The 12,463-nt window shown below is 64.0% G+C and carries 11 protein-coding genes; 1 reads left to right on the top strand and 10 read right to left on the bottom strand.

All coding sequences use genetic code 11. From position 1 onward, the window contains the following. Window positions 1-29: 29 nt before the first annotated feature. The 5 genes from pheT to NO357_RS07740 all read right to left on the bottom strand — a co-directional run bounded on the left by pheT (window position 30) and on the right by NO357_RS07740 (window position 7,147). Window positions 30-2,426 (bottom strand): phenylalanine--tRNA ligase subunit beta, encoded by a 2,397-nt coding sequence (gene pheT / locus NO357_RS07760; RefSeq protein ID WP_306735066.1) that lies wholly within the window; start codon window positions 2,424-2,426, stop codon window positions 30-32. 145 nt (window positions 2,427-2,571) lie between these two features. Then, window positions 2,572-3,162, bottom strand: a complete 591-nt coding sequence (locus NO357_RS07755) for a hypothetical protein (RefSeq protein ID WP_306735065.1) — start codon at window positions 3,160-3,162, stop codon at window positions 2,572-2,574. A gap of 1,013 nt (window positions 3,163-4,175) precedes the next feature. After that, the gene (pheS, locus tag NO357_RS07750; protein ID WP_306735064.1) at window positions 4,176-5,249 is read right to left on the bottom strand and encodes a phenylalanine--tRNA ligase subunit alpha; all 1,074 of its coding nucleotides are present in this window, start codon (window positions 5,247-5,249) and stop codon (window positions 4,176-4,178) included. Window positions 5,250-5,348: 99 nt separating this feature from the next. Then, on the bottom strand, window positions 5,349-6,428 hold the full coding sequence (locus NO357_RS07745; protein WP_306735063.1) for a GSCFA domain-containing protein: 1,080 nt from the start codon (window positions 6,426-6,428) through the stop codon (window positions 5,349-5,351). Continuing rightward, window positions 6,425-7,147, bottom strand: coding sequence for a hypothetical protein (locus NO357_RS07740; RefSeq protein ID WP_306735062.1), 723 nt, complete (start codon window positions 7,145-7,147; stop codon window positions 6,425-6,427). Before NO357_RS07740 ends, NO357_RS07745 begins: the two co-directional genes overlap by 4 nt. 416 nt (window positions 7,148-7,563) lie before the next feature. On the opposite strand from NO357_RS07740, the gene NO357_RS07735 reads away from it, so the two are divergent. Continuing rightward, the gene (locus NO357_RS07735) at window positions 7,564-8,742 is read left to right on the top strand and encodes a YbfB/YjiJ family MFS transporter (RefSeq protein WP_306735061.1); all 1,179 of its coding nucleotides are present in this window, start codon (window positions 7,564-7,566) and stop codon (window positions 8,740-8,742) included. Here the strand turns inward: NO357_RS07735 and NO357_RS07730 are convergent. The 5 genes from NO357_RS07730 to pyk form a co-directional block, all read right to left on the bottom strand. Then, complete coding sequence (locus NO357_RS07730) at window positions 8,739-9,680, bottom strand: 3-hydroxyacyl-CoA dehydrogenase NAD-binding domain-containing protein (protein ID WP_306735060.1); 942 nt, start codon at window positions 9,678-9,680, stop codon at window positions 8,739-8,741. The two genes, NO357_RS07735 and NO357_RS07730, sit on opposite strands and share 4 nt — an antisense overlap. 222 nt (window positions 9,681-9,902) lie before the next feature. Continuing rightward, window positions 9,903-10,265 (bottom strand): 50S ribosomal protein L20, encoded by a 363-nt coding sequence (gene rplT / locus NO357_RS07725; RefSeq protein WP_306735059.1) that lies wholly within the window; start codon window positions 10,263-10,265, stop codon window positions 9,903-9,905. A gap of 12 nt (window positions 10,266-10,277) precedes the next feature. Beyond that, window positions 10,278-10,478 (bottom strand): 50S ribosomal protein L35, encoded by a 201-nt coding sequence (gene rpmI / locus NO357_RS07720; RefSeq protein WP_306735058.1) that lies wholly within the window; start codon window positions 10,476-10,478, stop codon window positions 10,278-10,280. Between the two features lie 147 nt (window positions 10,479-10,625). Next, the gene (locus NO357_RS07715; RefSeq protein WP_306735057.1) at window positions 10,626-10,850 is read right to left on the bottom strand and encodes a hypothetical protein; all 225 of its coding nucleotides are present in this window, start codon (window positions 10,848-10,850) and stop codon (window positions 10,626-10,628) included. Window positions 10,851-10,903: 53 nt separating this feature from the next. After that, window positions 10,904-12,349, bottom strand: a complete 1,446-nt coding sequence (gene pyk, locus NO357_RS07710; RefSeq protein WP_306735056.1) for a pyruvate kinase — start codon at window positions 12,347-12,349, stop codon at window positions 10,904-10,906. Between the last annotated feature and the right edge of the window lie 114 nt (window positions 12,350-12,463).

Below are 12,463 nucleotides of genomic sequence, written 5' to 3'. Positions count from 1 at the left end.
ACTTCAAGGGGTGGGCGGCACGCCGCTATTCACCCGCGCAACGTGCCACCGGTGGCCTTGGTCACTTTCTCGACGATCTTCGCCGCCACCGCCTCGATGTCGGCATCCTTAAGGGTCTCGCCATGCGGCTGCAGCCTTACGGTGATGGCAAGCGATTTCTTCCCATCGCCCAGCGCCCCACCAATGAACTCGTCGAACACCCGCACGCTCTCGATCAGCGCCTTGTCGGCGCCCGCCGCGGCGTTGACAAGAGTCAACGCCTCGACATCCGCGTTCACCACGAAGGCGAAATCACGTTCCACCGCCTGCAAATCGCTGACCTCCAGCGCCGGTCGCGTGGCGTTCTGCTTGCGCGACGCGGGGATGTCATCGGGCCAGATGGTGAAGGCCACCGCCGGGCCCTTCACATCCATCGCCTTCAGCACCTTGGGGTGCAGCTCGCCGAAGATGCCCAGCACCTTCTTCGGCCCAAGGCAGATCTTGCCGTGGCGTCCCGGGTGCCACCAGGCCGGCCCGTCGCGCAGGATCTGCACCTTGGCGGGTGCTCCCAGCGCCGACAGCACCGCCTCGGCATCGGCCTTGGCGTCATAGAGGTCACCCGTCCGCGCCGAACCGTGCACGTCCTTGGGCCCAGTTCGTCCGACCAGAAGACCCGCGACCTGCAAATGCTGTTCCTCCGGCTCGCCGCCGTGGAAGGCCGGGCCGACTTCGAACAGCGCCAGGTCCATCATCCCGCGCGCCTGGTTGCGCGCCGCCGCCTGCAACAGGCCGGGCAGCAGGTCGGGCCGCATGTGGCTCATTTCCGACGAGATCGGATTTTCCAGCATCGTCGCATCGTCGCCGCCGCCGAACAACGTGGCGCTGGCCCTGTCGATGAAAGAATAGGTCACGCATTCGTTGTACCCCAGCCCCGCCGCCATCCGCCTTGCGGCCTGCTCGCGCCGCTGGTGCAGCGACAGGATCGGCTTCGGCACCCCGTCCTGCATCCGCTTCATCGGGATGCCCTTGAGCTTGGTCAGCGACGCCACCCGCGCCACTTCCTCCACCAGGTCGGCCTCGCCCTGCACGTCCTGCCGCCAGCTCGGCACATGCGCCATGTTGCCCTCCAGCCGGAAGCCCAGCTTGGTCAGGGTCTGACGCTGCTCGCTTTCGGGAATCTCCATGCCGACCAGGCTGATCACCCGCGCCGGGTCGAGCTTGTAGGCGCGGTCGACTTTCGGCACCTCGCCCGCCACCACCACGCTCGACGGCTCGCCGCCGCAAAGTTCGATGATCATCTGCGTCGCCAGCTCGATCGCCGGCATGTTGAACGCCGGGTCGATGCCGCGTTCGTTGCGATAGCGCGCGTCGGAATTGATTTTCAGCGCCCGTCCCGTATAGGCGATCTGGATATGGTCCCATACGGCGGCTTCGAGGAAGACGTTGGTGGTCTCCTCGGTGCAGCCGGTGGCGAGCCCGCCCATGATCCCGGCGATGCTCTCGATGCCCTCGTCATCGGAAATCACGATCTGGCCTTCGCTGAAGGTGTACTCCTTCTCATCGAGGCCGACGAGTGTTTCGCCGCCCTTGGCCCGGTGAATCCGCAGATCACCCTTGACCTTGTCGGCGTCGAACACGTGCAGCGGACGGTTCTGGTCGAAGGTGAAGAAGTTGGTGATATCGACCAACGCCGAGATCGGCCGCAGCCCGATGGCGCGCAGACGGTCCTGCAGCCATTTCGGGCTGGGGCCGTTCTTGACGCCCCGGATCAGGCGCCCGGCAAAAACGTAGCAGCCATCGCGGGTGTCGTCGTCGATGCTGACCTTGATCGGGCTGGGGAATTCGCCGTCGATCTGCGCCGTCTTGGCGGGTTTCAGCGTGCCAAGGCCGCGCGCCGCCAGGTCGCGGGCAATGCCGCGCACGCCCAGCGCGTCCTGCCGGTTGGGGGTAATGGCGATGTCGATCACCGGGTCGACCTTCTCGGGCGCGTTTTGCTTGAGCCACTCGACGAAGCTGTCGCCGACCTCACCGCTCGGCAGTTCGATGATGCCGCTGTGCTCGTCGCTGAGTTCCATCTCGCGTTCGCTGGCCATCATGCCGTGGCTTTCGACGCCGCGGATCTTGCCGACCTTCAGCGTCAGGTCGATGCCCGGCACGTAATCGCCCGGCTTGGCGATCACCACGGTGATGCCCTCGCGCGCGTTGGGCGCGCCGCAGACGATCTGTTTCTCGCCCTCGTCGGTTTCGACCATGCAGACGCGCAGGCGATCGGCATCCGGGTGCTGCTCGGCCTTCAGCACCTTGCCGAGGGTGAAGCCCTTGAGCTTGTCGAGCGGGTTGATGATCTCCTCGACCTCGAGCCCGAGATCGGTCAGCGCCTCGGCGATCTCGTCAACCGACGCCTCGGTGTCGAGGTGATCTTTCAGCCAGGAGAGGGTGAATTTCATGCCAGTCGGCCCCTTCGGAAATGCGTGTCGCAGGCTTCTTAATGGAAACTACGAAAGGGGGGAAGTGCGGGCGTCCAGAACGCAAAACCGTCAGGACGCCCGAATTCCCGCAACCGCACCCCCGCGACAGACCGGCGCGCCGTCCCTAGTCGTCCGGGCACTGCTCTTCGCATTCCTCCTCACAGACCTCGGTTTCGACCGGAACCTCGACTTCGACACATTCCTCCTCGGGAGGGGGCGGAGGGGTCGGCGTTGGCGGCGGGGCGGGGGCAGGAAAGCACTCTTCCACCACGATCCAGACGATGATCATGCCGCAGACGACGATGCAGGCGACGATGCAGCCACCGGTAATGGGATCGATCATGGGCCTGTCCCAGTAGGCGGCCCACGCTTCGGGCGTTTCCGCCGCCTTCGCCAGCTCGGCACGCCGGGCGGCGGCCTTCGAACCGGACGCCCCGGCGTCAAACACCTTGGTGCCCGCGGCCTTGAGCTTGCGCAGCGTGGATCCCAATTTAGGCTCGATCTCGTCTCTGAGTTCTGAGGTCAGTTCGCGCAGTTGCGTCAGCAGTGCGTGGTCAATCGACACCCGAATCGTGGCGGATTTGCCCGACACGACCGCTTCTGCGGCACGAGCGGTGATCGCCTCTTTTCCCCGTGCTGCCTTGCGATCCAGAACGGTCTTGACGAATACCCGGAACTCTTCGCTCGCGAGTTGTTTTAAAAGTTTGTCGCTCATGGCTTTGTCCTTTCCTTGAAACCACCGTTCAGCGCCTCTTTCCGCAAGAGCCGCAATCGCTTCTCCGGCGGCCGACGGGCGGAGAACGGGGTCAACTTGGATGCTTCCTCTAGCGCCTAATGAAACCGGCACCCAGAATTGCGGCAGACCGTCCGTTGCGACAGGCCGCAACGCAACAGACCCCAACTTTAATCAGCAGGATCAGTCTAAACGAACAACCCTAGGTCGTAATTGATCGCGATCAAGAAACTATGATTTCGTATTCGGGAAAGGGGCAGTCGAGCGTGCAGCGCCGGGTATCGGCTGGTCGATTAGGTCGAGGACGCCCGCATCACTGTGGCAGTCATCGCCATCAGCAAACGCGAACGGAGCGCGGTCTATCGGGCCGCAAAACGCCTATTATAAGGTGGATAATTCATCCACCCCACCCGTCAAAGGTGGGCAGATTGCCCACCCTACGCGCGCTCGACCTCGAGCCCGAGATCGGTCAGCGCCTCGGCGATCTCGTCCACCGAAGCGGTGGTGTCGAGGTGATCTTTCAGCCAGGAGAGGGTGAATTTCATGATTGGTTTCCCCTTTCGGACTCCCTGTTGCTTTTTGGAAGTCTACTTTCACCACGATAGCCAAAAGCAGACCATCCGAGTGCGTCTCTTTTCATCTCTAGAACTACGTCATTGTAGGCTCGCGACACCTTCTTGAACTCTTCATGAAGTGCAGGGCTTTCCGGTGTAAGAACATCAGCCGCTGCCACAAAAGCATCCAAATAGTGCCTGACTGCGATCGCCACGTTGGTTGAACAATATAGCAAGAGTGCGCTGTTTACCTTGTAAAACGCCTCGTTTCTATGAACGGGTCTTTGGAGTATGCGTCATTCGGCTTTGGGCATTCCCTAAGGAATTCCTCATAGACACGGCGTTTTTCTGCAAGGATCTTCTCAGACTCGCTCACAGACCGCCCAACCATAAACCCAACCACTGAAAGCGCCAGTCCACCCAACCAAAGCAGAGCACTGCTCACCGCGACAGCCCCCCATGCAGCGTCGGCACATCCAGCGAGGCAAACCCGTAATGCCGCAGCCACCTAAGGTCGGAATCGAAGAACGCCCGCAGATCCGGAATGCCGTATTTCAGCATCGCGATCCGGTCGATCCCCATGCCGAAGGCGAAGCCCTGATAGACGTTGGGGTCGATCCCGCCGGCGGCGATCACCTTGGGGTGGACCATGCCCGAGCCGAGGATTTCCAGCCAGTCGTCGCCTTCGCCGACCTTCAGCTGCCCACCTTCCCAGGAACAGCGGATATCGACCTCGGCCGAGGGTTCGGTGAACGGGAAATGCGAGGCGCGGAAGCGCAGTTCGACGTCGTCGACCTCGAAGAACGCCTTGACGAATTCCTCCAGCACCCATTTCAGGTTGGCCATCGAGATATCGGTATCCAGCGCCAGCCCCTCGACCTGGTGGAACATCGGCGTGTGGGTCTGGTCGTAATCGGCCCGGTACACCCGGCCCGGGCAGATCACCCGGATCGGCGCGCCCGTGAGTTCCATCGAGCGGATCTGCACCGGCGAGGTATGGGTGCGCAGCACGTGCGGCGGCCGGTCGTCGCCTTCCGCGCGGTGCATATAGAACGTGTCCATCTCGGCCCGCGCCGGGTGGTGGCCGGGGATGTTGAGCGCGTCGAAATTGTGCCAGTCGCTTTCCACCTGCGGACCTTCGGCGACCGAGAACCCCATGTCGGCGAAGATCGCGGTCACTTCCTCGGTGACCTGTGAAATGGGGTGGATCGAACCGGCCCGCCGGTCGCGCGCCGGCAATGTCACGTCCAGCCATTCCGCGCGCAGCCGTTCATCCAGCGCCGCATCCTCCAGCGCCTCTTTCTTGGCGGCCAAGGCGCTGTTGATCTCGTCCTTCAGCGCGTTGAGCTTCGGGCCCATCACCTGCCGCTCTTCCGGCGACATCTGCCCCAGCGAGCGCATTTGCAGGCTGATCTCGCCTTTCTTGCCCACCGCCTGCACCCGCAGGTCCTCGAGCGTGGCCTCGTCGCCGGCGTCGGCAATCAGGCCAATATATTTCTCACGCAGATCGTCCATCGGGCCCTCCGGTCTCTCCGGCCACCTGCTATCACAGACCCGATGGAATGCAAGGCCACGGGCACCTGCCGCGCCCCTGCCCATGCCACAAATCCCGCGTCAGTCGCGGTTCAGCACCTCTTCCTCGCAAACGACCTTCGCCGCAGCCTCCATCCGGTCGTAGAAATCCTCTTCCGCGGCGGGGGCGGACGCGGGCAGGGCTTCGCCGGTGCCGACCACGCTGGAGAAGAAAACCGACATCACGTGATTGACCGCCGCGTCGGTGACCGAGCGCAGGTCCTTGGCGAAGTTGCGGTGCGCATTGGCCGAACTGGTGACGATCTCGTAAGATGGGAAATAGCCGACATGCTCGAACTCCCGCTCGATCACGTCCGCAGCCACCCGCAGCACCGACTTCGACAGCACGGTCGAGACCAGAACATGCCGGTCTTCGGCGGTGGCTGCCAGCGGCACCGGCGACACCGTCAGGATGACGCGCGCTGCCGGGTTGACCTGACGCAGCCGGTCGAGGAACCCGCGCAGGTCGCCAACCACGTCGTCGACCGCGAGATTGACGAATTCGTAGGCCGTGTCGCTGTAGGTGCCGGCGATGGTGCCGGGACAAACCGGGAAGGCGGCCCCGTCGGCCCGGGCCTGCCAGCACTCAGTCAGGCCGAGGGTGAAGACGAACACATCGAGCGTTTCGAACATCCGGCGCACGGCGGCGAAATGCTGGTCGCGGTCGGCCACAAGCTCGGCCTCCGAGGCAAAGCCGCCCGGCTCGATACTGGGCCGGAACGGATCGTACCAGCGCCCGCTCTCATCGCTCCAGTTCGGCTCGGCCGGCACGAAGCGGCCATAGGCGCGGTCGAAAAGTTGCACCAGCTGGCGGGTGGTATAGATGTTGCCGTAGCGCGCTGAAAACGTGCCGTAATTGTGGCGCTCGGCCAGGTCCCGGACCATGTTGCCGATCGGGTGCGCGGTTTCGGCGACGAAATAGTTGAAGCCCCGCTGCTTGAGGTTGCGCGCGATATGCTGGGCGAAACAGCTTCCGGCCGTGGCGACCTTTTCCCGCGCCTCGATCCGGAACGGAAACGAGATCACCGGATTGAGCTGGTCGGGGGGCACTTGGGAGACCGCGCGGCTCCAGAAGGCATAATCCGGCTGGTTGCTATAGAAATGGGTCTTGCGCTCGCTCATGCAGGCACCTCCGCCTCGCCGCGTGCGATCTGCACGATAAGGTCGTTCATGATCTGCCCGTATTTCCGGTTGCCGTGCGTCGGGTCGCGTCCCAGCAGATCGTCCCGGAGAAACCCACCGTCCGAGAACACCGGATCCGGGTTTTCCAGGAAAGGAACCTCGAGCCCACGGCAGAACTCTTCCGTCAATTGCGACTGCAACCGCCAGACTTTCCAGCGGAACGCGTTGGCCGCGATCCTAGGCGTGCCGGTGAGGTTTTTTCCGAATGCCCCGAGGTTGTTCAGGATATGGTCGGTGTCGCCAATCGGCGGCGGCGCCTGGACCTGGATAAGCGGCACCGGGCAGAATTCGAGAATCTCCGGCAGGTATTTCAGGTTGCGCTCCAGCCGCGTTGACACGACCTCCCGGATATAGGCGCAAGTCACGATCTCGGCGCCGTCCTGCAACCCCAGATGCTCGTGCCCCGGCAGGATGAAATCGATCGGCCGGTCATGTTCCAGCAGGCTCAGCATGTTGTGTTCGTTGCCGCCAATGCGCGACACCCAGAGGGCCGGCGCCGGACCGGCATCGATCTCGGCGACGAGATGTTTCAGCAGCTTGGGCAGGGTATCGGTTTCCGGGTTGTCGTATTGCGCCCGATGCTCGTGCACGTCGACGAAGCTGATCCTCGCGTTCTCGGGCCGCTGGCCCTTGTCATAGGCGGCACGCATGCTCTGCATGTGGCTGTGACCGAACACGAGGACATGCGGTGCTGCAGCGGTGACCAGCCTTTTCCGCTCGCTGGGATTCTGTAAAATCGGACCATTCCTTCAGAAAACGACAGGCCGGCACATCTGCGATAAGGGCAGGGTTGGCAGGGAAATGCCGGTATCCCACATCTTCCGGTAGCAAAACCGGCAATGCGGTTCAAGCGCGGCCATGATACCCGCCGAACCGTCGGGCCGGTTGTCGCTCATGCCTGCAACCGCCTGTCCCGCGCATTTTCGGTTGACCCGCGCCGTTGGCCGCAGGGCACCAGAGCACGCTGCAGGATGGAAAAGGAACGCATTGATCGGCCTCTGGGACCATGTCACACCGGTGTCACCACAAGGATCGCCCCGATGACGCAGGCACACAGCCCCGCGATGACGCCGGCATGATAGCCGCTCCGACCCGACCCTGGTTGATTCTGGCCGGGCTTGCCCTGGGCGTGACCGTGACCAACGGGTTCGCGCGCTTTGCCTATGGACTGTTGCTGCCGGCAATGAAATCGGAAATGGGGTGGAACTATGCCCAGGCGGGCTGGCTCAACACCGCGAACGCACTCGGCTACATCGCCGGAGCGGTGCTGACGATGGGGCTGATCCGCCGGGTCCGACCCTCGGTCCTGTTTGCCTTCGGGTTGGTGACCACGACCGCGGCGCTTCTGGCCACCGGGCTGGTGACGGCGCTGTGGTGGCAGACACTGTGGCGCATTCTTGCGGGCGTCTTCGGGGCGATGTCGTTTTCCACCGCGGGGGCGCTGGCGGCACAGTTGTTCCATGACGATCCGCGACGCAACGCTCTGGCTATCGCGCTTCTGTTCGGCTCCGGCGGGGGCCTCGGCATCGTTCTGGCGGGCGCGACGCTGCCGGTTCTGCTTGGGATCTGGGGATATGCCGCCTGGCCCTGGGGCTGGGTGCTGATCGGGGCGCTCAGCCTGGCCTCGCTGCCGCTGGGCTTATGGGCCGCGGGCCAGTTGCGCCCGCCCCGCCAGGCGGGACAAACCGCACCTGCCTTGCCTTTGCGCCGCATGCTGGGCGAATTGGCAGGTTATGCCGGGTTCGGGCTCGGCTATATCGTCTACCTCACCTTCCTGTCGGCCTGGATGACCGAACAAGAGGCGGGCCCTGGGTTCATCGCGCTGATCTGGGTGATCCTGGGCAGCTGCATCTTCGTCTCGCCCATCTTGTGGCGGCCGGTACTGGCACGGTTCGCCTCGGGCGTGCCGCTTACGCTGATCCTCACAGGCATTGCGATTGGTTCGGCTCTGCCGGTTGTGGTCCCGGGCGGCGCAGCGCTGATCCTTTCGGCCACGATCTTCGGGCTCTGCGTGTTCATGCCACCCGGCGCCATCACCAGTTTTTCGCGGCAGAACCTGCCGCCCGACAGCTGGGGCGCGGCGATCAGCTTCTTCACGGTGGTGTTCGCGGTGGCCCAGACCATAGGCCCTTACGGCGCGGGGCTGATCGGGGACCGGTTCGGCGACATCGGCGTCAGCCTACTGGCGGCGGCGGGGATTCTGCTGGTGGGGGCGGCATTGGCCCTGTTGCAGCGACCGTTGGCAGGCAACTAGTCGCCGTCGCCCCGAGCGCCGGCCTTCATCTTCAGCAGCCCGACCAGCCCGCTGTCACGCCGCGCCACGAGATCGGAATCGTCCACCCCGGCCAGCATCTCGTCGACGCCCGCGATTAGCCGCGCCTTGGTGGCATCGTCCAGCACCGGATTGCCCAACTCTGCCCAGCGCGCCGCCTGCGTCGGGCCGAGATGGTCCATGTAGTGCCGAAACCCGCCTGCGCCGCCGCCCATATGGTAGGTCAGATACGGCCCCATCAGCGCCCACCTCAGCCCCGGCCCGTGCCGCACCGCGCGGTCGACGTCTTCGACCGACGCGATGCCCTCGGCCACGAGATGCACCGCCTCGCGGAACAGCGCAGAGGACAGCCGGTTCGCTACGTGACCCACCACGTCGCGTTTCAGCTCCACCACCTCGCGCCCGATGCTGTCATAGAACGCCCGCGCCGTGGCCATCGCCTGCGGGGCGGTCTGCCGCCCCGGCACAAGTTCGACCAGCGGCACCAGGTGCGGCGGATTGAACGGATGGGCAACGACGATCCGCCCGGGATGCCGGGCACCGTGCTGGATCTCGCTTGCCAGCAACGACGAGGTGGACGAGGCGATCACCACATCCTTGCCCGAAGTGGCCTCGATTTCCGCCACGATCAGGCGTTTGACATCGATCCGGTCGGGCCCGCATTCCTGCACGAAATCCGCCCCGGTACAGGCCTCGGCAACGCTGGTCGTAAAGCTCAGCCGCGCCGTCGGCGGCTCCCCCTCCGCGACGCCGACGGCACAGAGATCGGGCCAGGCCCGCCGGACCGCCTCGTGCAGCCCCGCCTCGCGGGTCGGATCGGTATCCTGAACCTGCACCCGCAGGCCGTGGGCCAGAAACAAAGCCGCCCAGCTCTGCCCGATAAGACCAGCCCCGATGATCGCAACCGTTTCAATGGTCATGGATTGCCCGCCCCGTGAGTTCGGCACCAACCTAGCCCGGCCGTCGCCAGAGCTGCAAGAACAGGCCGGGAAAGGCGTGCGGGCCGCCCCAAGACACGCCGCCCGCGAGCTCAGCAAGACCGAACGACGGCATCCAGCCGTTCCCGACCAACCCGGAGGATCGACAAAAGAAAAGGCCCGGGCATCACCCGGGCCTTCCGAAACTCGCTTCTGTTATGGCTCTTACGCCAGCGCGGCCTTGGCCTGGGCCACGATGGCACCAAAGGCCTCGGGCTCATGCACGGCGAGATCCGCCAGCACCTTGCGGTCGACCTCGATCCCGGCATTGTTCAGGCCGTTGATAAAACGCGAATAGGTCAGCGCCTCGTCATGGGTGCGCACCGCGGCGTTGATCCGTTGGATCCACAGGGCACGGAAGTTGCGCTTGCGGGCCTTGCGGTCACGGGTGGCGTATTGGTTGGCCTTGTCCACGGCCTGGCGCGCGACCTTGAAGGTGCTCTTGCGGCGGCCATAGTAACCTTTGGCGGCCTTGATGACCTTCTTGTGACGGGCGTGGGTGGTGGTTCCGCCTTTAACTCTCGACATCGCTCATCCTCCTCAGCGCGCGTAGGGCATCATGCCCTTGATGATCTTGGCATCGGGCTCGCTCATGGTGGTGGTGCCACGTGCGTTGCGGATGAACTTGTTGGTGCGTTTGATCATGCCATGGCGCTTGCCGGCCTGGGCCGTCTTCACCTTGCCGGTGGCAGTGACCTTGAACCGCTTCTTGCAGCTCGACTTGGTCTTCATCTTGGGCATTTCCGTCTCCTGAATAGTCGGGTCGGTTACACGCGACTCGGCATGCCACTTGAGCCGGCCGCGCGGTTGAGAAGCGCCGTATACGGGGCAGTTTCGCCTTTTGCAAGGATTTTCGGCCACCGGGGCGCACCCGCCCCGCAACCGGCTTCAGTTCACGTAGCGCCCCACCACGCGCACGATCACGTCGGGGATTTCGCCAAGCGTGTATCCGCCGGGTTTTTGCGACACCGACCAGGCGACCAGTCCTCCGCCCACAATCAGCACGATCGCCGCCACCCGCGGCGCACGCCGCTCGGACAGGGCCGAAATGACCGCCGGAACCGAAAACACGGCAACCACCAAACCAACCACCAGGGCCAGATCACTATCCATCTTTACTGCCTTGTCGCTGCCCGAAGACGCGTTCTGCTAGATTGACGATCAGTTTACTCCGGATCCGAGGCAAAAATCAAACTTTCATCACAGGGCGCGACCCGCAGAATGTTTGTGGTGCCGGGCTGGTTGAACGGTACCCCCGCGATCACCAGGATCTGGTCGTCGGGCGTTGCAAACCCATGCACCCGCGCCGCCCTCGCCGAATTCACCACCGCCTGTTTGAAGCGCTGCAATTCACCGGTCATGATGCAGTTCGTGCCCCAGCTCAGCGCCAGCCGCCGCGCCGTTCCACGCAGGCTCGTCATCGCGATGATCGGCACCCGTGGCCGTTCCCGCGCGGTCAAGAGTGCGGTCGTGCCCGACTGGGTGAAACAGCAGATCACCTTGATGTCGGTGGTCTCGGCGATCTCGCGCGCCGCGGCGACGATGCCATCGGCGACGCTTTTTCGCTCGGCCTGGCGCGACGCCTCGATGATCACGCGATAGTTCGGATCATGCTCGACCTCGACAGCGACGTTGTTCATCGTCGTGACCGCCTCGACCGGATAATCTCCGGCGGCCGACTCGGCCGACAGCATCACCGCGTCGGCGCCCTCGTAAATCGCGTTCGCCACATCCGAAACCTCGGCCCGCGTCGGCACCGGGCTCTCGATCATCGATTCCAGCATCTGGGTCGCCACGATCACCGGCTTGGCCGCCGCCCGGCATTGCCGCACCAGCCGCTTCTGGATCGGCGGCACGTTCTGCACCGGCAGCTCGACCCCCAGGTCGCCGCGCGCCACCATCACACCGTCCGACACTTCGAGAATATCGGCAAAACACTTCACCGCCGCCGGTTTCTCGATCTTCGACAACACCGCAGCCCGGCCCGCCACCAGTTCCCGCGCCTCGAGCACGTCCTCGGGTCGCTGCACGAAGCTCAGCGCGATCCAGTCGACACCCAGGTCACAGGCGAATTCCAGGTCCTCGCGGTCCTTTTCCGACAAGGCCGCCAGCGGCAGCACCACGTCGGGCACATTGACCCCCTTGCGGTTGGAAATCGTGCCACCTGTCAGCACCTCGCAATCGGCGAAATCGGCGCCGCAGTCCTTTACCTGCAGCATGATTTTGCCGTCATTGACCAACAGCGTCGCGCCGGGCTTCAGCGCCGCGAATATCTCGGGGTGCGGCAACCGCACCCGACGGGCGTCGCCCTTGGCCTTGTCGAGGTCGAGCCGGAACATCGCGCCTTCTTCCAGCTCTTCCTCGCCGTTGGCGAACTTTCCCACCCGCAACTTTGGCCCCTGCAGGTCGGCCAGGATGCCGATCGGGCCGTCAAGCTCGCGCTCGATCTCGCGGATGATGCGGTGGCGCTCACGGGTCTCGTCATGGCTGCCGTGACTCATGTTCAGCCGGAACACGTCGGCGCCGGCCTCGTGCAGCGCCTTGATGGTCTCATAGTCGCTGGAAGCCGGCCCCAGCGTGGCCACGATTTTCACATTGCGGTGACGTCTCATCTGTCCTGCCTGCACGACTTTCTGTGTTTGTCCGCCTGCCTAGCAGTTATCGCTAACAATGGCCATGCGGTGAAATTGCACAATTCACTTCCCCCTTTAACTCGCCTAAGTCGT

This window comes from Marimonas arenosa (assembly GCF_030848945.1).
GTDB lineage: Bacteria > Pseudomonadota > Alphaproteobacteria > Rhodobacterales > Rhodobacteraceae > Marimonas > Marimonas arenosa.
This window is presented reverse-complemented; position numbering and strand designations above follow the sequence as displayed.

Coding starts and splice junctions, on each gene's coding strand:
- pheT (WP_306735066.1), bottom strand. CDS start 2,426: ATGAAATTCACCCTCTCCTGGCTGAAAGATCACCTCGACACCGAGGCG.
- NO357_RS07755 (WP_306735065.1), bottom strand. CDS start 3,162: ATGAGCGACAAACTTTTAAAACAACTCGCGAGCGAAGAGTTCCGGGTA.
- pheS (WP_306735064.1), bottom strand. CDS start 5,249: ATGGACGATCTGCGTGAGAAATATATTGGCCTGATTGCCGACGCCGGC.
- NO357_RS07745 (WP_306735063.1), bottom strand. CDS start 6,428: ATGAGCGAGCGCAAGACCCATTTCTATAGCAACCAGCCGGATTATGCC.
- NO357_RS07740 (WP_306735062.1), bottom strand. CDS start 7,147: ATGCAGAGCATGCGTGCCGCCTATGACAAGGGCCAGCGGCCCGAGAAC.
- NO357_RS07735 (WP_306735061.1), top strand. CDS start 7,564: ATGATAGCCGCTCCGACCCGACCCTGGTTGATTCTGGCCGGGCTTGCC.
- NO357_RS07730 (WP_306735060.1), bottom strand. CDS start 9,680: ATGACCATTGAAACGGTTGCGATCATCGGGGCTGGTCTTATCGGGCAG.
- rplT (WP_306735059.1), bottom strand. CDS start 10,265: ATGTCGAGAGTTAAAGGCGGAACCACCACCCACGCCCGTCACAAGAAG.
- rpmI (WP_306735058.1), bottom strand. CDS start 10,478: ATGCCCAAGATGAAGACCAAGTCGAGCTGCAAGAAGCGGTTCAAGGTC.
- NO357_RS07715 (WP_306735057.1), bottom strand. CDS start 10,850: ATGGATAGTGATCTGGCCCTGGTGGTTGGTTTGGTGGTTGCCGTGTTT.
- pyk (WP_306735056.1), bottom strand. CDS start 12,349: ATGAGACGTCACCGCAATGTGAAAATCGTGGCCACGCTGGGGCCGGCT.